At 39.0% G+C, this 20,207-nt stretch carries 21 protein-coding genes; 19 read left to right on the forward strand and 2 right to left on the reverse strand.

Annotated features, from left to right (window positions below; all coding sequences use genetic code 11):
* Positions 1-76: 76 nt before the first annotated feature.
* The 4 genes from ACSLUF_RS11245 (at position 77) to ACSLUF_RS11260 (ending at position 3,971) form a co-directional block, all read left to right on the forward strand.
* Positions 77-1,093, forward strand: a complete 1,017-nt coding sequence (locus tag ACSLUF_RS11245) for a DHH family phosphoesterase (RefSeq protein ID WP_435622880.1) — start codon at positions 77-79, stop codon at positions 1,091-1,093.
* A complete protein-coding gene (gene gldI, locus ACSLUF_RS11250) occupies positions 1,090-1,656 on the forward strand; it encodes a gliding motility-associated peptidyl-prolyl isomerase GldI (RefSeq protein ID WP_435622881.1) in 567 nt (188 codons plus the stop codon). The genes ACSLUF_RS11245 and gldI overlap by 4 nt, the downstream gene beginning before the upstream one ends.
* Complete coding sequence (locus ACSLUF_RS11255) at positions 1,653-2,765, forward strand: peptidylprolyl isomerase (RefSeq protein WP_435622882.1); 1,113 nt, start codon at positions 1,653-1,655, stop codon at positions 2,763-2,765. The genes gldI and ACSLUF_RS11255 overlap by 4 nt, the downstream gene beginning before the upstream one ends.
* Positions 2,766-2,903: 138 nt before the next feature.
* Complete coding sequence (locus ACSLUF_RS11260) at positions 2,904-3,971, forward strand: DUF3810 domain-containing protein (protein ID WP_435622883.1); 1,068 nt, start codon at positions 2,904-2,906, stop codon at positions 3,969-3,971.
* 6 nt (positions 3,972-3,977) lie between these two features.
* Here the strand turns inward: ACSLUF_RS11260 and ACSLUF_RS11265 are convergent, their stop codons facing one another.
* On the reverse strand, positions 3,978-4,781 hold the full coding sequence (locus ACSLUF_RS11265; protein ID WP_435622884.1) for a DUF6503 family protein: 804 nt from the start codon (positions 4,779-4,781) through the stop codon (positions 3,978-3,980).
* A gap of 68 nt (positions 4,782-4,849) precedes the next feature.
* Here ACSLUF_RS11265 and ACSLUF_RS11270 point away from each other — a divergent pair, with 68 nt between their 5' ends.
* Genes ACSLUF_RS11270 through ACSLUF_RS11290 form a run of 5 tightly spaced genes read left to right on the forward strand, consistent with a single transcriptional unit; the run spans position 4,850 to position 10,915 of the window.
* Positions 4,850-5,653: a TrmH family RNA methyltransferase gene (locus tag ACSLUF_RS11270; protein WP_435622885.1), complete on the forward strand. Its 804-nt coding sequence runs from the start codon at positions 4,850-4,852 to the stop codon at positions 5,651-5,653.
* A gap of 3 nt (positions 5,654-5,656) precedes the next feature.
* Positions 5,657-6,889, forward strand: coding sequence for a M48 family metallopeptidase (locus ACSLUF_RS11275; protein ID WP_435622886.1), 1,233 nt, complete (start codon positions 5,657-5,659; stop codon positions 6,887-6,889).
* 44 nt (positions 6,890-6,933) lie between these two features.
* Positions 6,934-9,138 carry a RelA/SpoT family protein gene (locus ACSLUF_RS11280; protein WP_435622887.1) on the forward strand — a complete coding sequence of 735 codons (2,205 nt, stop codon included), beginning with the start codon at positions 6,934-6,936 and terminating at the stop codon, positions 9,136-9,138.
* A 39-nt stretch (positions 9,139-9,177) separates the two neighbouring features.
* On the forward strand, positions 9,178-9,633 hold the full coding sequence (locus ACSLUF_RS11285) for a Fur family transcriptional regulator (RefSeq protein ID WP_435622888.1): 456 nt from the start codon (positions 9,178-9,180) through the stop codon (positions 9,631-9,633).
* A gap of 13 nt (positions 9,634-9,646) precedes the next feature.
* The gene (locus tag ACSLUF_RS11290) at positions 9,647-10,915 is read left to right on the forward strand and encodes an adenylosuccinate synthase (protein ID WP_435622889.1); all 1,269 of its coding nucleotides are present in this window, start codon (positions 9,647-9,649) and stop codon (positions 10,913-10,915) included.
* A 2-nt stretch (positions 10,916-10,917) separates the two neighbouring features.
* Here ACSLUF_RS11290 and ACSLUF_RS11295 read toward each other — a convergent pair whose 3' ends face one another.
* On the reverse strand, positions 10,918-11,109 hold the full coding sequence (locus tag ACSLUF_RS11295) for a hypothetical protein (RefSeq protein WP_435622890.1): 192 nt from the start codon (positions 11,107-11,109) through the stop codon (positions 10,918-10,920).
* A 183-nt stretch (positions 11,110-11,292) separates the two neighbouring features.
* On the opposite strand from ACSLUF_RS11295, the gene ACSLUF_RS11300 reads away from it, so the two are divergent.
* The 10 genes from ACSLUF_RS11300 (at position 11,293) to ACSLUF_RS11345 (ending at position 19,412) form a co-directional block, all read left to right on the forward strand.
* Positions 11,293-12,048, forward strand: coding sequence for a hypothetical protein (locus ACSLUF_RS11300; protein ID WP_435622891.1), 756 nt, complete (start codon positions 11,293-11,295; stop codon positions 12,046-12,048).
* 65 nt (positions 12,049-12,113) lie between these two features.
* The gene (locus ACSLUF_RS11305) at positions 12,114-12,662 is read left to right on the forward strand and encodes a cysteine hydrolase family protein (RefSeq protein WP_435622892.1); all 549 of its coding nucleotides are present in this window, start codon (positions 12,114-12,116) and stop codon (positions 12,660-12,662) included.
* Between the two features lie 97 nt (positions 12,663-12,759).
* Entirely contained in the window at positions 12,760-13,656 is an 897-nt protein-coding gene (locus ACSLUF_RS11310) for a GNAT family N-acetyltransferase (RefSeq protein ID WP_435622893.1), read from the forward strand.
* Positions 13,657-13,782: 126 nt separating this feature from the next.
* Positions 13,783-14,403 (forward strand): hypothetical protein, encoded by a 621-nt coding sequence (locus ACSLUF_RS11315; RefSeq protein WP_435622894.1) that lies wholly within the window; start codon positions 13,783-13,785, stop codon positions 14,401-14,403.
* Positions 14,404-14,553: 150 nt separating this feature from the next.
* Positions 14,554-15,114, forward strand: a complete 561-nt coding sequence (locus ACSLUF_RS11320) for an HD domain-containing protein (RefSeq protein ID WP_435622895.1) — start codon at positions 14,554-14,556, stop codon at positions 15,112-15,114.
* Positions 15,115-15,236: 122 nt separating this feature from the next.
* Complete coding sequence (locus tag ACSLUF_RS11325) at positions 15,237-16,484, forward strand: agmatine deiminase family protein (protein ID WP_435622896.1); 1,248 nt, start codon at positions 15,237-15,239, stop codon at positions 16,482-16,484.
* A gap of 103 nt (positions 16,485-16,587) precedes the next feature.
* Positions 16,588-17,103, forward strand: coding sequence for a dihydrofolate reductase family protein (locus ACSLUF_RS11330; RefSeq protein WP_435622897.1), 516 nt, complete (start codon positions 16,588-16,590; stop codon positions 17,101-17,103).
* A 220-nt stretch (positions 17,104-17,323) separates the two neighbouring features.
* Entirely contained in the window at positions 17,324-18,145 is an 822-nt protein-coding gene (locus ACSLUF_RS11335; protein WP_435622898.1) for a hypothetical protein, read from the forward strand.
* 71 nt (positions 18,146-18,216) lie between these two features.
* Positions 18,217-18,930, forward strand: coding sequence for a DNA alkylation repair protein (locus tag ACSLUF_RS11340; RefSeq protein ID WP_435622899.1), 714 nt, complete (start codon positions 18,217-18,219; stop codon positions 18,928-18,930).
* Between the two features lie 119 nt (positions 18,931-19,049).
* On the forward strand, positions 19,050-19,412 hold the full coding sequence (locus ACSLUF_RS11345; protein WP_435622900.1) for a nuclear transport factor 2 family protein: 363 nt from the start codon (positions 19,050-19,052) through the stop codon (positions 19,410-19,412).
* Positions 19,413-20,207: the final 795 nt, after the last annotated feature.

Consider the following 20,207-nt stretch of genomic DNA (forward strand, 5'->3'; position numbering starts at 1 on the left):
GTTGGATTATGTGGTATCCGACAAAAATAGCGTATCCCGAGTTACCTCTATATTATATTATTGTATCTTTGACCGCATGAATTTAGAAGACATCTCGACCACTAAGTCGCTTCTTTCCATACCCCAAAACATCGTAATTGTTCCCCACAAAAACCCAGATGGGGATGCTATAGGTTCCTGTTTAGCGCTATACATTTTCCTTAAGGAAATGGGACAAAATTGTTCGGTGATTTCTCCCAATGACTATCCCAAATTTCTAAAATGGATGCCTCAAAATGAAGCCATTCTGAACTACGAAAAATCGCAAAGCAAGTGTAAACAACTGTTGGACGATGCGACGTTAATATTCACTTTGGATTTCAACGATTTTTCCAGGACTGGAACACTGGGAAATGAATTACAACAAAGCAAGGCGGAATTTATCATGATTGACCACCATCAGCAGCCTAGCGATTATGCCAAGGTTACCTATTCTGATGTATCCATGAGTTCCACCTGTGAAATGGTGTACAATTTTATCCTTTTTCTAGATGGAGGTGATAAGATTACCAAATCCATAGCCACAAACCTTTATACTGGAATCATGACAGATACTGGCTCCTTTAAGTATCGTTCAACATCAAGCCAAACCCATAGAATAGTTGCCGATTTGATTGACAAAGGAGCCGAGAATATGGAGATTCATCAACAGGTTTTTGACACCAATTCTCCATCTCGTTTACATCTGTTGGGGGTAGCCTTGAAAAACATGGTCATTCTAAAAGAGTTTCGCACTGCATACATTACCCTAAGTCAGGAGGAACTGGACGCAAACCATTTCAAAAAAGGAGACACTGAAGGTTTTGTGAACTACGGCCTAACCCTAGAAGGAATTGTGCTGGCGGTTATTTTCATTGAAAATAAGGAAGAGGGCATTATCAAAATGTCCTTCCGTTCTGTCGGAGATTTTTCGGTCAATGAGTTTGCACGAAATCATTTCAATGGAGGTGGACACACGAATGCCGCTGGAGGAAGAAGTGATGAATCCCTAGAAAAAACCGTTGCCAAATTCAATGCAGTTTTAACGGAATATAAAAATCAATTGAGTTCATGAGAGCTGGGTTAATTATAGTTATAGCTTTAATGGTAGTCGCATGCGGGGGTCCGGAACCTCGCCGTCCCATTAAAGTAAAATCAGGTAGTTTTTTTAAAGAATCCGTTGAGAGAAACAGATTACTGCTAGCTAAAGAAGAAAAAATAATCCAAGAAATTATCAGCAAGGATAGCTTACATGAATATGAAGCAAACTCCAACGGTTTCTGGTACTACTATGATGTAAAAAACGACACCGCTCAATACAGTCCTAGACCAGACGACCAAATTTTGTTCTCATATAACATCAGGAATTTGGGAAATGATACTATTTATAGCATGGAGGATATTGGACCCACTTCCTATACAGTGGATAAGGAACAGTTGTTTCCTGGGCTTCAGAATGCAGTAAAACTTCTGAAAATCAATGAACGCGCAACGTTTCTATTTCCCTCCCTTCAAGCTTACGGATATTTGGGTGATGGGGAGGCCATAGGTCCGAGAACTCCAATAAAAGCAACCGTTGAACTACATACAATAATAATCAATCAAGACAGTTTAAATCTTAAATCACAAGTCAAATGAAAAAATCCCTATTTATCATCAGCCTACTAATACTAAGCGTTTTGGGTTGTAAATCCAGTAAATATGCCGAATTGGGTGATGGTATTTTTGCTGATATACAGACCAATAAAGGAGATATCGTCGTGAAATTGGAGCACAAAAAGACTCCTGTCACGGTAGCCAATTTCGTTTCCCTAGCGGAAGGGAACAGTCCTTTCGTCAATGAAGAGTACAAGGATAAGCCGTATTACGATGGCTTGATTTTCCATCGAGTGATGAAGGATTTCATGATTCAAGGGGGTGACCCCCAGGGAACCGGAAGAGGAAACCCTGGATATAGATTCAAGGATGAATTTGACGACTCCCTAACCCACTCAAAAAAGGGAATCCTGTCCATGGCGAATTCAGGACCTAAAACCAATGGAAGCCAATTTTTCATAACCCATAAGGAAACCCCTTGGTTAAATGGAAAGCACACTGTGTTTGGAGAAGTAGTTTTAGGATTGGATGTGGTCGACTCCATCGCCAATGTAGAAACGGGTGCCGCTGGCAGAAACAAGCCCAATATCGATGTGGTTATGGATAAAGTGGAGATAGTACGTCAAGGCAAAGAGGCCAAAAAATTTGACGCCGTTCAAATAATGTCAGACTACTTCGAAGAAGAAAAAGAGGTTGAGGCGGCTTTCAAGAAAATGATTGAAGATTTAGTGGCAGAATTTGAACAACAAAAGGAAACTGCAGAGGAGACCCCAAGCGGTCTAAGAATCCTAAAACTTACCGAGGGCAGTGGGGAACAGCCTAAAGTGGGGCAATATGTAATGGTAAATTATGCAGGATGGTTAACCAACGGGGATTTATTTGACAGTAATATTGCTGAAGTTGCCTTGAAGTTCAACAAGCTGAACCCAGGTAGAAGAGACCAAGGAGGCTATCAACCCGTACCTATGTTGTTCAGTCCAGAGGCCCCTCTTTTCCCAGGATTTAGGGAAGGATTACTGACCATGAAGGTCGGGGACAAAATCAGGATTTTTCTACCCTCCCATTTAGGATTGGGACCGCAAGGCGGTGGCCCCATCCCTCCAAATTCAGATTTAATATTCGATTTGGAAATTACCGGAATCAAACCATAGTTTACACAAAATACATTCTAAGCCGCTCCATGATGGAGCGGTTTTTTTGATACCTAAGCTAAAGAAATCCCAATAGCGTTGCGCATACAAAATTTAAGGGCTAGTTTAGAATATGAAATACCTGATTTTTGAATTTTAATGGGAAAGAAAACAAAAACTATCCTACTTTGTCTACTTCCAGTACAAATACTGCTCGTAAAATGGGCTTCTAATTATCCAGATTTTATTGAAACCTACTATAGCAACGGTATCTATCCTTTTATTTCCAAGACACTCAGAATACTTTTTGGTTGGATACCCTTTTCCATGGGGGATATTCTTTATACTGCCCTGTTCATTTTCGTCTTTCGCTATTTATATAAAAATTGGAAATCGATAAAAGCCAAACCTTTGACCTTTTTAAAGGACATTGGGGTACTTCTATCAATGGTATACTTTCTGTTTCATTTTAATTGGGGGCTTAACTATCATAGATACCCTATCGCTACAAAATTGGGGCTGGAAAGGGAATACACCCAGAAAGAACTCACTCAATTTATCCAATATCTAACCGAGAAATCCAATAGCTATCAATTCCAAATTACCGGAGATTCCATTTCCCCGGTTCATATTCCGTATTCGAAGAAAGAAATTTTTTCAATGACCCAAGAGGGGTATAGAGAACTGTCAAAAACTTATCCCGAGTTTGACTATAACTTTTCAAGTCAAAAATCCTCCATCTACAGCATTCCGCTGACCTATATGGGTTATGGAGGTTATATCAATCCTTTTACCAACGAAGCTCAGGTGAATGGCATCACGCCTAGATTCAGACTACCCACGGTAAGCGGGCACGAGGTGGGTCATCAACTGGGTTATTCTGCTGAAGATGATACCAACTTCATTGGTTTTTGGGTTACCTCAGTTAACGAAGATCCCTATTTCAAATATGCAGCCTATTCCCATGCTTTGGGCTATTGTCTTTCTGATTTGGCCAGAAAAGATGAGGCAAAATTCAAAGAAATGATAAACCAACTCAACCCAGGCGTACAAGAAAACTTTAGGGAAATCTCACGTTTCTGGGCTGAATATGAAAATCCGTTGGAGCCTGTTTTCAAATCTATCTTCAATGTTTTCCTAAAGGCCAACAACCAACAAGAAGGTATTGAAAGCTACAACGCGGTGGTGGGATTGATTATTAACTTCCACCACAAGTATGGTTTTTAGAACTTTCTAATTCTTCTTTATTTCTACGAACTCCGCTCCTTCAGGTTTTTGGTAGAACCCATCTTCCTTGGCTTCATTGGATAAAGAAGCCGATTCAAAAGTCAAGGTATTGGCTGGCTCCAATAGTTCTCTCCCTTCATATTTATACCAAGAGATGGAATTTGGTAGAATCAAACCATTCACGCTGGTCCAGTCGTTGTAACGAATCCATTTCACATTGTCGGATACCTCTCCACTACGGTAGGTTACGGTATAACCCAACCAAGCCATTTGATAGGTTTCCGGGTCATAATGAATGAAGTACTGGTCCTTGGAGGAGGCGCCTACCCCACTTTCATAACTGATTTCGATACCAGGATAGTTCTTTCCCTCAAACTCCAAATCCTCAGTATCTGAATAAATAATACCACCATCAGCCAAAACAAAGGGCATTGCATAAAAGTAGAATATCAGATTATGATAAAAACCTGCATTCCCTGTATATTTTTTATCCGTATCCAACAACCAAGCTTGTTCCCCATCAAATCCCATGGAAAAAATCTCGGTGTCAATTCGGTCTTTTCTAGAGTACAAATCAATGGTATGCACCTCTATAAAATTAGGTTTTGGTAAGGAATAGGTCATGGTACGTTGCTGTTTCCATGCATCCATCCCACCATGTTTTTCAATCACTTTTCCCAAAGCTTCCGGGTATTTCGGTGCTTCCACTTCTGTGTTCTCCACAGTTTCGCTTTCGGCCTCCGCCTTTTTCGGGGCAGGTTTGCAAGCGGCTATGGCCAAAATCAATACTACAATAGTTATTTTTCTCATTTTTAAGTTGTTTTGCTTTCTGTCGGATATGAAATTACAAGATTACAAGAAAATGTACTTTTGAAACCATGAATTCTGACAAAGTCATTAGCAGTGCCCAAAATCCCTTGGTAAAAAAAATAATCCAACTTCAGGAAAAGTCCAGAGAACGCAAGAAAACTGGCCTTTTTGTGGTTGAGGGTCGACGTGAAATCGAGTTGGCTCACAAAGGGGGATATGCCATCGAACAATTGCTGTTTTCCAAAGAAATTGTCGGTTACCTGGACAAAGATTTCATTCAAAAATTTCCCCAAACGACCTCCATTGAAATTAGCAAGGCGGTTTACGAGAAATTGGCCTACAGACAATCCACAGAAGGGGTTCTGGCCGTGGTGCAAAGTAAATCGCACACGCTTGAAGGCATACAATTTAACTCCAAGGCACCTTTAGTTTTAGTAGCCGAAGCTCCTGAAAAACCGGGAAATGTAGGGGCCTTGTTGCGAACCGCGGATGCCGCTGGACTAGATGCCGTTTTCATCGCCAACCCAAAGTCTGACCTGTACAATCCCAATATTATCCGTTCAAGTGTAGGTTGTGTTTTTACCACGCAGATAGGAGTGGGGAGTACCGCAGAAATCATCCAATTTTTAAAGAATCAAGGAATCAGCATTCGATGCGCTGCTTTATCCGCCTCAAAAAATTATGTGGAATCCGATTTAACTGGGCCGTTGGCCCTTGTGGTGGGGACAGAATCAACCGGTTTAACCGACGAATGGCTACAAAATTCCGATGAAAATCTTATTATCCCCATGCGAGGTGAAATAGACTCCATGAACGTTTCTGTCTCGGCCGCAATTCTTATCTTTGAAGCCATGCGCCAAAGAGGATTTTAGCCTATGGGAGAAACTACGCTATTCTATATTATCATCTTTATTCTTGTGGCGCAATATCTGGTTCACCAGCTGTTGGAATACCTTAATGCGCAGCGCTTTTCCTCTACCGTACCGGATGACCTAAAAGATGTTTTTAACGACGAGGAATACCAGAAATCGCAGCAATACAAGCGTACAAAATACAGATTTGGCCTTATCTCAGATGGGTTTTCATTGGTTTTCACTTTGGCATTCCTGCTTTTGGGAGGTTTTGAATGGATAGACACGCTGGTCCGTTCCATAACCGAACATACCATAGGTATGGCCTTGCTATTTTTTGGTTTTGTGGCTCTGGGAAGCAGTATCATCAGTATTCCCTTTTCGTATTATCAAACCTTCACCATTGAAGAGGCCTACGGCTTTAATAAAACCACACAGCGGCTCTTTTTTATGGATATCATTAAAGGATGGTTGTTGACCATAGTTTTAGGCGGTAGTATTTTGGCCTTGTTCATTTGGTTTTACCAATGGACCGGACCCCAATTTTGGATATATACCTGGGTTCTCTTCGCGGTGGTAATTTTGTTCATGAACCTGTTTTACAGTCGTTTTTTTGTGCCCTTGTTCAATAAGCAAACTCCTCTGGATGAAGGTAGTTTGCGAAGTGCCATTGAAAATTACGCAAAGCAGGTGGGCTTTGAATTGAATAAAATCTTTGTGATTGACGGTTCCAAACGCTCCACCAAGGCCAATGCCTATTTTTCCGGATTTGGAAGGGAAAAAAGGATAACCCTATTCGATACGCTTATTAACGACCTTGATGAAGAGGAAATTGTAGCGGTTCTGGCCCATGAGGTAGGACACTATAAAAAGAAGCACATCATTTTTAATCTTGTGGTTTCGTTGTTGCTTACTGGTTTTACCTTATATATTCTGTCGCTTTTCATCAATACACCAGAGATTTCACTGGCCATTGGGGTATCCCAGCCCAGTTTTCATGCCGGTTTGGTCGGCTTTGTTCTCTTGTACAGCCCCATCTCAGAAATTACAGGTCTGGCCATGAACTATTTATCCCGAAGGTTTGAATTTCAGGCAGATAACTATGCCAAAATGACATTTGCGGCAGCACCTTTGATTACCTCGCTAAAGAAGTTATCCAAGAACAGTTTAAGCAATCTCACGCCCCATCCGGCCTATGTGTTCGTACACTATTCTCACCCCCCTTTAGTAGAACGGATACGAAACCTAAAGGCATAATTTTTGTTGTTTACCTATTTGGATTGTGGTAACTTTAATTTACGATGACGGAGGCAGCTATAGAAAAAGAGAATAAGGAAATTGCAAAGCAATACAAAGAATTGCTACGTATCAGCTACCAGACCCTCACTGCGGCGGATAAAAAGTTGATACGCTCGGCATTTGATGTTGCTGTGGATGCTCATAAGGACCAAAGGAGAAAATCCGGCGAGGCTTATATATTCCACCCTATTGCCGTGGCCAAAATCGTAGCTTCAAAAATTGGTCTTGACGCCGTTTCCATTGCTTCTGCCCTACTTCATGATGTTGTCGAGGACACGGACTACACCTTGGATGATATAGAACGTATGTTTGGGGAGACCGTGGCCCGAATTGTGGACGGTTTAACCAAGATAGCCCATTTAAAAAAGGACAAGGACATCAGTCAGCAGGCAGAGAACTTTAGAAAGATGCTGTTGACCCTCCATGATGATGTTCGGGTAATCATTATCAAAATTGCGGACCGCTATCACAATATGCTCACAATGGATGCCATGCCAGAGCATAAACAGGTGAAAATAGCTTCGGAAACCCTATACATTTATGCACCCTTGGCGCATCGAATTGGGCTTTACAATATTAAAACCCATCTGGAAGACCTCAGTTTAAAATATACGGAGCCTGAGGTGTACAAGGACATTCAGGCTAAAATTGAAAACACTGAGGAAGAACAATTGGCCTATATCGAAGATTTTTCCAACGTCATTCGAAATTCACTGGATAAAGAAGGCCTCAACTATGAGATAAAAGGCCGAATGAAATCCACCTTTTCCATCCGCAGGAAAATGAAGGCCCAAAATGTGTCTTTTGATGAGGTCTACGACAAGTTTGCCATTCGAATTATCTATAAATCGGATCGAAAAAACGAAAAGTTCCTGGCATGGAAAATCTATTCCATCGTAACGGACCACTTTACCCCCAACCCAATTCGGCTACGAGATTGGATAACCTCCCCAAAATCCACCGGTTATGAAGCACTGCACATTACGGTAATGGGACCTGAAGGAAAATGGGTAGAAGTGCAGATACGTAGTGAGCGTATGCACGAAATTGCCGAAAAAGGGTATGCCGCCCATTTTAAGTACAAGCATGGGGAGCAAAAAGAACAGGGAATCGAGGAATGGTTGAACCGATTGCAGGAAGCCTTGGAAAGTTCCAATGGTAGTGCGGTTGATTTTGTGGAAGAATTTAAGCTCAACCTGTATTCCAAGGAAATCTTCGTATTTACTCCGAAGGGAGATTTAAAATCTATGCCCAAAGGCGCTACTGCCCTTGATTTTGCCTTCCATATCCATACCGAAATTGGCATGAAGACTCGAGGTGCCCGAGTAAATGGAAAGCTGGTTCCTCTGGGAACCGTGCTGCAAAGTGGCGACCAAGTGGAAATCATCACTTCTGAAATTGCAAAACCGAATCAAAGCTGGTTGGATTATGCCCAAACCGCCCGTGCACGAGCCAAAATTCGCTCCTCTTTGGGTGAAGAGAAGAAGAACATTGCGGCAGAAGGCAAAGAGATTTTGCGCAGAAAACTGAAATCCCAAAAAATCGAACTAAACGAGGACACGGTCAACAAGCTGGTTCAATATTTCAAACTAAAAACCAGTTTGGACCTGTTTTATCGTGTGGGCATCGGGGTTATTGACAACCAAAAGCTGAAGGACTTTGCTTCAACCTACCACAATGCCTTTTTGAATTTCTTCAAGAACAAAATCCGGAGAAATCCAGCTCCCAAGGATGTCAATAAGGAAGAAATCACGGCCAAATACGACATGCTGGTCTTTGGCAAAGAGGAGGAAAAGTTGAGTTATAAACTTGCCCCATGCTGTAATCCCATTCCTGGAGATGAGGTATTCGGTTTTTTGAGTGTGAGTGATGGTATCAAAGTGCACAAAAAGAACTGCCCGAATGCCATTTCCATGCAGTCCCACTATGCTTATCGCATCATGCCCGCCAAGTGGATAGATTCTACCCAAGAGGAGTTTACCGTGGATATAGAAATTACGGGAATTGACAATCTAGGACTGGTCAATGAGATCACCAACATTATCTCGGACAATATGCACGTGAACATGCGCAACCTTAACTTCAGTGCCGATGGCGGCACCTTCAAGGGAAAAATTGCCCTAGTGGTGAAGAACAACACCATTTTGAAAAAACTCATCAACAATCTGAAGCAGATTGAGGGGATTGATAAGGTGGACAGAATTTAAATTTTAGCGTACCTTTGTCCTTTAGTTTTGGAACGAACCATGGGGAACAGTAAAAATCAGGAAATTGTAAAGAATGTGTTCACTTCCTTTTTGGAAGAAAACGGGCATCGCAAGACTCCGGAACGCTATGCGATTTTGCAGGAAATCTATGATAGCGATGACCATTTTGATGTGGAATCCCTCTACATTAAAATGAAGATGAAAAACTATCGGGTAAGCCGGGCCACGCTCTACAACACCATTGAACTCCTATTGGACTGCAAGTTGGTGCGCAAACACCAGTTTGGAAAGAATCAGGCCCAATACGAGAAGTCCTATTTTGACCGTCAGCACGACCATGTAATCCTCACGGATACCGGTGAGGTGGTCGAGTTCTGCGACCCGCGCATCCAATCTATCAAAAAAACCATTGAGGAGGTTTTTGATATCAAAATCAACAACCACTCACTCTATTTTTACGGAACTAGAAACAAAGAAGAAAACCTAACCGACTAACCACATACATTTCATGGTAGATTTACTGCTTGGTCTCCAATGGGGAGACGAGGGAAAAGGAAAGATTGTTGATGTTCTTACCAAGGATTATGATATTATCGCCCGTTTTCAAGGGGGTCCCAATGCGGGGCACACCTTGGAATTTGATGGTATAAAACACGTACTCCACACCATTCCCTCCGGTATTTTTCATAAAAAAGCCATGAACGTTGTGGGCAACGGGGTGGTGATAGACCCAGTTATCTTTAAGCGGGAGTTGGACAATTTGGACAAGTTTGATTTGGACTACACAAAAAAGCTTCTTATTTCCAGAAAAGCACATTTAATTCTTCCTACACATCGTTTATTGGATGCTGCTTCCGAAACCGCCAAGGGGAAGGCCAAAATTGGTTCTACCCTAAAAGGTATTGGCCCCACCTATATGGACAAGACGGGACGAAACGGTTTGCGCGTGGGAGATTTGGAATTTGACAACTGGAAGACCAAATACCGTAATCTGGCCAACAAACATGAGGCCATGATTGACTTTTACAATGTAGACATCCAATACGACTTGAAGGAATTGGAAGATGAATTTTGTGAGGGTGTGGACACTTTGAAGAAACTCACCTTTATTGATAGTGAGGAATATATCTTCAACGCACAGCGTGAGGGCAAGAAAATATTGGCCGAAGGTGCCCAAGGGTCTTTGTTGGACATTGATTTTGGCACCTATCCCTATGTCACCTCAAGTAACACCACGGCAGCAGGTGCTTGTACCGGTTTGGGTGTAGCTCCCAACAAAATTGGACGGGTACTGGGTATTTTTAAGGCCTATACCACCCGAGTGGGCAGTGGCCCCTTCCCTACCGAGCTTTTTGATACCGATGGTGAGACCATGGGCCGCGTAGGTAACGAATTTGGAGCCACTACGGGAAGACCAAGACGTTGCGGTTGGTTGGATTTGGTGGCCCTAAAATATGCCGTGCAGGTAAACGGGGTAACGGAGCTGATGATGATGAAGGCCGATGTATTGAGCGGTTTTGAAACCCTAAAAGTATGTACCGCCTACCAATACAAGGGGAAGGAAATCCAACATTTGCCCTACAATATTGAAAGTGAGAACATCTCCCCCATCTATAAAACCCTAAAGGGTTGGAGCAAAGATTTGACCCAAATGACGCAAGCCGAGGAATTACCGCCAGCTTTAAACGACTACATAGCCTTTTTGGAAGACGAGTTGGAAGTGCCGATTAAGATTGTCTCCGTAGGGCCGGATAGATTGCAGACCATACACCGCTAGTCTTACTTTCTTAATGCGGTGGTTACGGCCCGTAGGGCGGTGACCACATTTTGCACATCTTGTTTGTGAAAAGTGTTTTCCTCTAGGTAAAACAGCATTTCCACACCCATATCCAGCATATTGGCCAGCTCTTGGGTGGAGCCATAACTATCTTGTACCTGCTCTAAAAAGTCTACTTGGGATTGATTTGACATACTAAGATTTTGGTATGGTGTAAACATACTGCCATATCTAAAATAAAGGGTCATAACAGATTATGACTTTTATAGAAAATGAGTTAACTTGATTTAGAAGAAATCATCAACGTGACCGTTACAACCAATATGAAAAGGACAGTCGGTTTAATATCAATTTTAATCTGTTTCTCATTTAATAAAATGAATGCTACAGAACAGATTCCAGATTTATTGATTTATAAAAAAGATACTGTCTTCATTTATTCAAATCCACTAAAAGGCAAAGAGCATTTGTTAAAAAAAGACAGTGTGTTTTCAGAATATGGTTGCATTAATACTGGCTGTTGGAGAGGATATCAAGCTACTTGGGAATTCATTGATGACAAACTTTTTTTAATTAGAATATCAAGTTGTTGCAGTAGCAAAATAACAGCAAATTTAGAGATGGTTTTTGATGAGGAATATACAAATCAAAAGGTACAGGCTAAATGGTTTTCGGGAAAAATAATAATCCCAAATGGAAAGAAACTATATGCAGAACATATGGGTTATTCTACTGTACATGAATATGAAGATATTCTTGAATTCAATAATGGTGTTAAAACAAAAATCACAAGAGTAGACAACACAAAAACTAGTATCAGTTACTTATATGGTGACAAACTAATTATAGAATTGATAAAAAATCTCGACAAGAGAATTCTAGATGAAGTCTGGAAAAAGAAGTTTAATCTTAGCTTTTATGTTGATGTAGAAGCGGACGAAGACAGACAAGTAACTAATGTAAAAGTAGAACAGGTTAAAGAGATAAAATACAAACGAGAAATTATTGAGGTAATTATGGGAATTGACGATTGGGATATATTATATCGTCATGGAAAAAGAGCTGACCTTCCTTGGCTGTATCCTGTAATAATCGACAGAAAAAAATTAAAAGAATATAAAAAATACTGGTGACGACATTGCTATAAGTAATTGCTTGGCAACTACACATAGCCGAGACCGTTGGGCTCAATAATAAAATGAAAACAGCAATATTGGTAATAGATATGTTAAACGACTACTTTCAAGATGGAAGATTAGTTGAATTTAGAGAAATTCTATGTAGTAGAATAAATGACTTGACGGATTGGTGTAGAGAAATAGGTTTTGACATAATTTGGGTTCGACAAGAATTTAAGGAAGACTTAAGCGATGCCTTCCTTATAATGCGAGAAAAGAGCATTTCCAAAACCATTGAGAAAACAGCAGGTTCTCAAATCCTCAATGAACTTGTCAGACAAGAGAATGATTATGAAATTGTAAAGAAGCGTTATAGCGCCTTTTACAATACAAACCTGGACGAAATTTTAAATCGGAATAAAACCCAGCAGCTTATTATCTGTGGGATAAATACGCATGCTTGCGTTAGGATGGCAGCAATAGATGCCTATCAAAGAGACCTAAAGGTTATAATAGCTACTGATTGCGTAAACTCTTATGATGAGGACCACCACAATATTTCCCTGCATTATTTAGGAAATGGGATTTCAAGTCTTATGAGTAATAAAGAAATTAAAAATAAATACTGAGCCCAACAATGGCTATAAGTAATTGCTTGGCAACTACCCATAGTCGTGACCCTTATTCGTAATTAGAGGAAGGTTTATAATACAAGATTAAAAATTGATGGAGTTTATAAGACTCAATAATATTACTTATGGATTTGCTAAAGATTTTAAACATAATCAAAAAATAAGAGCAAGTTTCAATAGTTTAACAGAAGCCGTCTTTGACTTCAGTTTAGAAAATTGGTACCACGATGGTTTATGGGGTGACTATTATATTCCCTATTCGCTGCTACATAATGACAAGATTGTATCAAATGTTTCAATTAGCAAGATTGAATTTGATATTGAAGGCGAGAGAAAGTCGGGAATTCAAATTGGTACCGTAATGACTGACGAAAAATACAGGAATAGAGGACTTAACAAGTACTTGATGGAAAAGATAATGCATGAATGGAAAGATAGCACTGATTTTGTTTATCTCTTTGCAAATGACAGTGTGCTTGATTTTTATCCAAAGTTCGGATTCAAGGTTGTGGAGGAATATCAACACTCAAAAATCGTAGATAAACACAGTGCTTCATCAGTTTGGAAAAAACTGAACATGGAAGACCCCGCTGATGTCACTTTTTTAATGGAAAGAATTAAAAATTCTAATCCGATAGCAAAGATATCTATGAGAAGCAACGTTTCCCTGATTATGTTTTATTGCAATTGGTTTAAGAAAAACAGCATTTATTATATAGAAGAACTTGATGCAATTGCCATCGCAGACTTTGAAAATGACACTGTGTATCTCGATGATATATTCTCAAATAATCCTGTGACTATTGATAACGTGGTTCTTAGTATGTCTGATAAAAGGATTCAGCGGGTAATTTTGGGGTTTACCCCTTTGAATGATGAGGGGTTTGAAAAACAATTGTTAAAGGGTACAGACACGCTTTTTGTGCTAAAAGATACGTTTGAATTTTTTGCAAATAAACACTGGATGTTCCCAGTTTTATCTCACGCTTGAAAAAGTTTATTTATAAATAATAAGAAATAACTAGGCATAACAATGGCTATACGTAATTGCTTGGCAACTACTCATAGCCGAGACCGTTATGGGCAATTTGAAATGACAGAATTATTAATTCGTATAATGAGAAAGTACTACTTTACAATTGTAAGCTCCTTACTCCTTATTCTTTCCATCGTTGCCTTTTCAGACAACCTATTTACTAATATTAACCAGGAAAGCAACAGTGACCCAAAATTTGTAATACACGGCCTTTTCATGTTCGCGTGGTTTGTAATCTTCGTGGGGCAGTCATATTTTATTCTTAGAAAAAAGTTCAAGACCCACAGGAAGTGGGGAAGAATCGGGTTTGTACTCGCAATCGGGGTCTTTGTGAGCACCCTATACGTTTTTATTGCTGTTTTCAAAGGATGGGATACCATGGAACCATTCGTCAAAGCCAATAGATTACTTATGTTGAGCTTTGCCACCTTTGTCCTACTCGCATATTTGTATAGAAGAAATGCTGTAAAGCACAAGAGGTTTATCTTTTGGGCCATAGCATTGCCTATCGAACCAATAATGGGAAGGGTGTCCGACTTTTTTCAGGTAGAAAATTGGGAGTTGTTTTATGTTCTTGTGTGGCATGCCTTTTTTGTTTCGTTCCTTGTATTTGATTGGCACACTTTAAAAAGAATACATCCTATTAGTTGGGTTGGTTTAGGTTGGTTCTATGTGGCTTGGGCAATTTCAATTTATTCCTAAATAGGATGCCCATAACAAGGGCTATAAATAATAGCTACAATTTCGCTAACTTGAAACTATAAAACCATCAAAGGCTAGATCTGCCACGGCCAGAATTATAACGATTTCCAACGCCGCCACAAATCGTAGCCAAGACCGTTACCTGCAATTATGGAAATCGAACAATTAATAAATAGTCTGACCGAATTAGAAAAACTGAAAACAGTTGAGCGCGGATTAAATGTTGGTAACAGAAAAGAAAGTAGCGCTGAACACTCTTGGAGTTGTTTGTTAATTGCGGATTTGGTAATTGACTGCATGAATGAACCACTTGACAGGCTGAAAGTATTCGAGTACCTACTCTATCACGATGTTGTAGAAGTTTATGCAGGAGATGCAAAATTCAACAACCCAGAGGAAATGAAATTAAAGCAGGAAAAAGAAGAAAAAGCACTGGAAAAAATCTCTTCGTTTCTACCAAATTCTGACAGGTTCCAAAAAATAATGAATGAATATGAACATCGAAAAACACGGGAATCGGAATTTGCAAAAGCAATTGATTGTATCGACTCTTGTATTCGCAATTTGAATGATGAAAATGCATCAAATCAAGACGGATTTACAGAAAGTTTAATTCGTGCAAAATATGAACCACACGTTTCTAAATTTACTATTACTAAAGAACTGTTTGAAACTCTAATGGAAAAGTTGGTTGAATTAGAAAAAGTATAGCAGCAGGTAACAATGGCTATAATTGCTAACACCAGTTCGCTGCGCTCGTGGACACAACATTCCGGACTTAGCGAACAGTGAAACAAATCGTAGCCGAGACCATTACCTTTAATTTGGAAGTCATGAAAAATATATTTCAGATTTTACTACCTCTAGCAATTTTAACTAGTTGTTCGGGTGAGAAAAAAAAGACCGAACCTTTTACCTTTCCACCTGAATGGGAACCTCAACAGGCCGTATGGCTTTCTATACATGATAGATGGGAGTTGAATCAGGGGGCAAATCAAATTGACACAAGGCTGGAATTGGTCAAAATACTTCATCAATATGTCCCAGTTAAGATACTTACCTATAAGGATTCACTAGCTAATGCTTTTGTAGGGAGTTTGCTCCAAATGAAAGTAGATACTTCAAGGGTAACAATGATTGTCCATCCGCAAGAGACTTATTTTATGAGAGATCCCGGGCCTCTTTTTCTTTCTAATGACTTAGAGCTCAGAATGGCCAACTGGCAAGGGATTGATTCGAACTCCGTGAAGAGGATTTCTGATGTAGAATTGAGAAAAACCGTGGATGACAGTTTAGCTATTCGATTTGGCCATAAAGTACAAAACAGCCCTCTGAGCTATGACGGAGGGGCCATTGAGGTAAATAGTGAATCAGCCATGTCCATAAAGGACTTTGCGATGTTGCATAACCAAGGAGAGCCTTACTTTGAAGAAATTGAACGTGAAATCCTTGACATGTATGGTAAAAAACAAATGATTTGGTTGGAAGGAGTTCCCTTAATAGAGAAAAATGGATTGAAAATTGAAAATTATTGGGGTTATGCACCCAATGGACATATCGATGCAGTTGCAAGATTTGCAAATGACAGTACGATTTTGGTCACCACTATTTCAGAAGGGGATAAAGACAAAAATCCAATCGCAAGCTACGATTATGAAATATTCCAGGGCTATTTGGATCAAATTAAAAAACAGCGTAGGACTAATGGCAAACCATTTACAATAATTGAAGTACCTTCACCAGACCTTAATCTACACCTATTACCTCTACCTATCTCATTATGGTCCCCCGAAGGTCTAGAAGAACTGTACAACGAAGGCTTATCTAAAGAAACTGAAATTATACAAGTGGTTCCCGCATTGAGTTACGCCAATTATTTTGTAACCAATGGAGCAGTATTGGTGGCACAGTACTGGGAAGAAGGCATGCCAGAATCAGAAAAGGAAAAAGATCAAAAGATGGTGAGTATCCTAAAAAATTGTTTCCCAAATAGAGAAATTATTGGGTTTAAAGCAAAAGAGATAAATCTGTTCGGTGGTGGTATTCATTGCGTAACTCAACAAGAACCAAGAATAAACTAAAGGTAACCATGCCTATAAGTAATTGCTTGGCAACTACAAATAGCCGAGACGGTTAGCCACAATTTGAGAAATGCAAACTGAAAATTCAAAAATTACGATTCACATGGTTTCAAGTCTTGATGGTTTTGTAGCCAAAAAAGATGGAAGCGTTTCGTGGATGCACTCAAAAGATAATTACGAAAAAGGAGTGGAACTTACCAAAGAATATATTTCGGAATTCCTTAAATCGATTGACTGTTATGTTATGGGTTCTCGGACCTATGAACACGCTGTTGAATTAGGTTGGCCTTATGGAGAAGTTCCAGTTTTTGTCCTAACCGAACGAGAACTTGAATCGCACAAAAAAAGTGTACAATTCATTTCAGGTGACTTAAGCAAAGTAGTAAATGACCAACTGAAAAACCAATATAAAAACATCTGGATGGTTGGTGGAACTATGCTCACAAAAGAATTTCTACGTCTTGGACTAGCGGATGAAATAAATATCACTATAATCCCAACACTTTTGGGTGATGGAACGCTCTTCTTCGATTATATTGGTAAGGAAATTCCGTTGCATTTAAAGGATGTAACAGCCTTTAAAGATGGAATGGTTGAAATGGTGTATGAGATACATTAGAAATAAAAATTGTGGCCAACGATGACTATAATTGTTAATGCCGGTTCGCTGCGCTCGGGTCATTGTGGTTTAGTGCCACACCAGAATAAAAGTGTAAATTAAATGGCTGGATTTCGGCGGAATAATCCCCTCACCTACACAACGCTCCGGTGAGCGTAGACGGATGATTCCACGCCGAAATCATAGCCAAACCGTTGGTAACCATTGAGAACAAACCAAAATGAAGAGATTTTTTTTAGCTTTAGCTCTACTATGTCAGTTTCTTATTTTTCAATCTTGTAGCGAGCGACAAACAAATTTAGTCTTACTAGGAACCGTTCATCAACCTGTTGAAAATTTTAATTCGGATAGTCTATACAACATCTTGAAGAAAATTCAACCTGATTTAATACTATTCGAAGTCGATTCTTCCTTTTTCACTCAAGACTTTAAATTCAAAAAGACATGGAAAAGCAATGAAAACATTGCCACCATAAAGTATATGAATGATTTTGATGTGGATGTTCGACCATATGAATTCACAGGAAGAAATGAACACCGAATAAAAATTGGTTCGCGTCCAACGGACAACAAAGCATCTAATCTCTTAGACAGCTTGTACAAAAACAATTTATTGAATTCATCTGATAACAAAATTTATAAAGACTTTCTTAAAGTAAATGACAGTCTTAGCTCATTTGCATATTTGGGAGCAAAAGCTTTTAATAATTCGAAAACAGATAAAATCGCTCAAATCAGACAAGAGTATCAGTATAAAAAGCTTTTAGATGTAATGGATGAATATCCGATTTTCGCTAACACATATTATATTAAAAATGAAGGTGATAGCATCAGTTACTTTGAAGGTTATAAAAGAGCTTCTGAATTTTGGGATTTGAGAAATAGAACAATGGCTAAAAACATTTTACACTTTACGGATGAGTTTAGAGGAAAAAGAATCATCGTTTTAAATGGGTACTTTCACCGTTACTATCTAGATTCCTTGCTTAGACCTGAACAGGAAAAAAATAATTTCATTATCAAAGATTGGTACGAATATTAACGGTTACCAACACCGTATAAACTGAATCAAAATACAGTTTATACAAACCGTTACCTGCAAGCTGAACAATAATGACCGCAAAAGAATACATGAACAGATTATCGGAATTCAAATCCGAAAAAGAACTCAACAAAGTCGAAAAATTCTTTAAAGGAAACGATGGTGTTACCAAATCGTTCGGAGTAAAATTTGGAGATGTATTCAAAACAGCAAAGGAGTTCACCCAAATGTCATTATCGGAAGTCAACATACTCTTGGATAGTGAATATTACGAAGTCCGAATGGGAGCTGTCAGCATTATGGACTTTCAGGCAAAATCAAAGAAAACAACTGAAACACAAAAAAAAGAGCTATTTGACCTTTACCTTTCAAGACACGACCGACTGAATAATTGGGACTTTGTGGACAGAGGTTCGTACAATATTATTGGCGAATACTTAATGGACAAACCGCGTGATGTTCTTTACGACTTGGCAAAGTCTGATAATACTTGGAAAAGAAGAACAGCAATTGTGAGCACCTATGCTTTTATCAAAAAAGGACAATTGGAAGATACTTTTCGAATTGCGGAAATATTGATTGACGACAAAGAAGAGCTCATGAACAAGGCAGTTGGAAGTTGGATTAGAGAGGCAGGAAAAAAAGATGAACAGAAACTTAAGCAATTTTTGGACAAACATGCTGAAACTATGCCGAGAGTGACTTTGCGTTATGCAGTTGAGAAATTTGACAAACCGACAAAGAACTATTATATGAACCTAAAAAGTATAAAAGCCAGCAGATAATGGCGCCGTTCTCGTCTACCCTTCGCTAAAGCTATGGTGATTATTGACGGATTTTCAGTTTGGTGTGTACCTGTCTTTGCCGGCAAGCAGGCTCAACAATAAGCTTAAAATAGAGAAAAATGGAATTAAAAGATATAGTAAAACAATGGTTTGAAAAATGGAACAGCGGTGACTATCTGAATTTACCCATATCTGAGAATTTCAAACACACAAGTCCTTTTGGAACAATTAACGGAAAACAGAAATATCTTGACTTAGTCAAAGAAAATGAAGATAAATTCCTTGGCCAATCCTTTGAACTGCACGATTCAATCTATGAAAAGGACAGAGCTTGTGTCCGTTACACTGCAAAGCAAGGAAAGGATTTTTCTTTAGATGTAAGTGAGTGGTACTATGTACAGAACAATCTAATTGAAGAGATTATTGCATATTATCATATCGGAGAAATTCGTGAGGAACGAAAAATTGAAAACTATAAATAGAAGTGAACAAAAAATAAAGTTCATGCAACGCAAACCATTTAATCGACCGATAACATTAAATAAATATTTCAGATGAAAACTTAATAATTTGATTAGTTCCCATTAATCAATTGGTAAAGTACATCGAGTAATTTCACTTCTATTTATCTATGACATGTGAAAGTCCTGAAAATACTATTGATTTTATCTTTATTGATTTAAAAAGAAATGATATTTAGATACAATCTGGTTGCCTTTCTTTTATTTCAATGAACGCAACAGAGAATGATGGATTTGAAATTATAACCAATTTGGATATCCCCCCCAAGAACAAAAATTCGCCTTACAGATTCAGAATGGAATGGAAATCGTTTTGGATTTGAAGAAAATGATATTATATGGCTAACCGGAAATAGAACTATCAAGGCTGAATCTATAATTAGCTTTACAAACATCCATTCCAATGCATTGGTTTCAGTTGGAACCGTATCGGGTTCGATGAGATTGTCAAAAAAAGAGGATGCGGTATTAGCTTATATAGGCGATAAAAGAATGTCAACCATTTTTTTAGCAGCTATGGCCGATAACGAATTTGGTTATGGACATTGATTAATACAGGTTTAATTCATGGAGAAACTGCAACAGTATTTCAAGAAGAAGAAGAAGAAGAAGAATATTTTGCTCAGGATTAGATAATCTATGCTTGCTAGCATATTACATTCGTAAATGAGAAATTATACCAGCTATATTGGTAGATTTACCGCTCCAAATATTAATTGCTAAACTATAAGTAGAAAATATTTAACATAACACTAG

Origin of the sequence: Flagellimonas sp. (genome assembly GCF_965601775.1) — a bacterium.
Taxonomy (GTDB): domain Bacteria; phylum Bacteroidota; class Bacteroidia; order Flavobacteriales; family Flavobacteriaceae; genus Flagellimonas.

Coding starts and splice junctions, on each gene's coding strand:
- ACSLUF_RS11245 (WP_435622880.1), top strand. CDS start 77: ATGAATTTAGAAGACATCTCGACCACTAAGTCGCTTCTTTCCATACCC.
- gldI (WP_435622881.1), top strand. CDS start 1,090: ATGAGAGCTGGGTTAATTATAGTTATAGCTTTAATGGTAGTCGCATGC.
- ACSLUF_RS11255 (WP_435622882.1), top strand. CDS start 1,653: ATGAAAAAATCCCTATTTATCATCAGCCTACTAATACTAAGCGTTTTG.
- ACSLUF_RS11260 (WP_435622883.1), top strand. CDS start 2,904: ATGGGAAAGAAAACAAAAACTATCCTACTTTGTCTACTTCCAGTACAA.
- ACSLUF_RS11265 (WP_435622884.1), bottom strand. CDS start 4,781: ATGAGAAAAATAACTATTGTAGTATTGATTTTGGCCATAGCCGCTTGC.
- ACSLUF_RS11270 (WP_435622885.1), top strand. CDS start 4,850: ATGAATTCTGACAAAGTCATTAGCAGTGCCCAAAATCCCTTGGTAAAA.
- ACSLUF_RS11275 (WP_435622886.1), top strand. CDS start 5,657: ATGGGAGAAACTACGCTATTCTATATTATCATCTTTATTCTTGTGGCG.
- ACSLUF_RS11280 (WP_435622887.1), top strand. CDS start 6,934: ATGACGGAGGCAGCTATAGAAAAAGAGAATAAGGAAATTGCAAAGCAA.
- ACSLUF_RS11285 (WP_435622888.1), top strand. CDS start 9,178: ATGGGGAACAGTAAAAATCAGGAAATTGTAAAGAATGTGTTCACTTCC.
- ACSLUF_RS11290 (WP_435622889.1), top strand. CDS start 9,647: ATGGTAGATTTACTGCTTGGTCTCCAATGGGGAGACGAGGGAAAAGGA.
- ACSLUF_RS11295 (WP_435622890.1), bottom strand. CDS start 11,109: ATGTCAAATCAATCCCAAGTAGACTTTTTAGAGCAGGTACAAGATAGT.
- ACSLUF_RS11300 (WP_435622891.1), top strand. CDS start 11,293: ATGAATGCTACAGAACAGATTCCAGATTTATTGATTTATAAAAAAGAT.
- ACSLUF_RS11305 (WP_435622892.1), top strand. CDS start 12,114: ATGAAAACAGCAATATTGGTAATAGATATGTTAAACGACTACTTTCAA.
- ACSLUF_RS11310 (WP_435622893.1), top strand. CDS start 12,760: ATGGAGTTTATAAGACTCAATAATATTACTTATGGATTTGCTAAAGAT.
- ACSLUF_RS11315 (WP_435622894.1), top strand. CDS start 13,783: ATGAGAAAGTACTACTTTACAATTGTAAGCTCCTTACTCCTTATTCTT.
- ACSLUF_RS11320 (WP_435622895.1), top strand. CDS start 14,554: ATGGAAATCGAACAATTAATAAATAGTCTGACCGAATTAGAAAAACTG.
- ACSLUF_RS11325 (WP_435622896.1), top strand. CDS start 15,237: ATGAAAAATATATTTCAGATTTTACTACCTCTAGCAATTTTAACTAGT.
- ACSLUF_RS11330 (WP_435622897.1), top strand. CDS start 16,588: ATGGTTTCAAGTCTTGATGGTTTTGTAGCCAAAAAAGATGGAAGCGTT.
- ACSLUF_RS11335 (WP_435622898.1), top strand. CDS start 17,324: ATGAAGAGATTTTTTTTAGCTTTAGCTCTACTATGTCAGTTTCTTATT.
- ACSLUF_RS11340 (WP_435622899.1), top strand. CDS start 18,217: ATGACCGCAAAAGAATACATGAACAGATTATCGGAATTCAAATCCGAA.
- ACSLUF_RS11345 (WP_435622900.1), top strand. CDS start 19,050: ATGGAATTAAAAGATATAGTAAAACAATGGTTTGAAAAATGGAACAGC.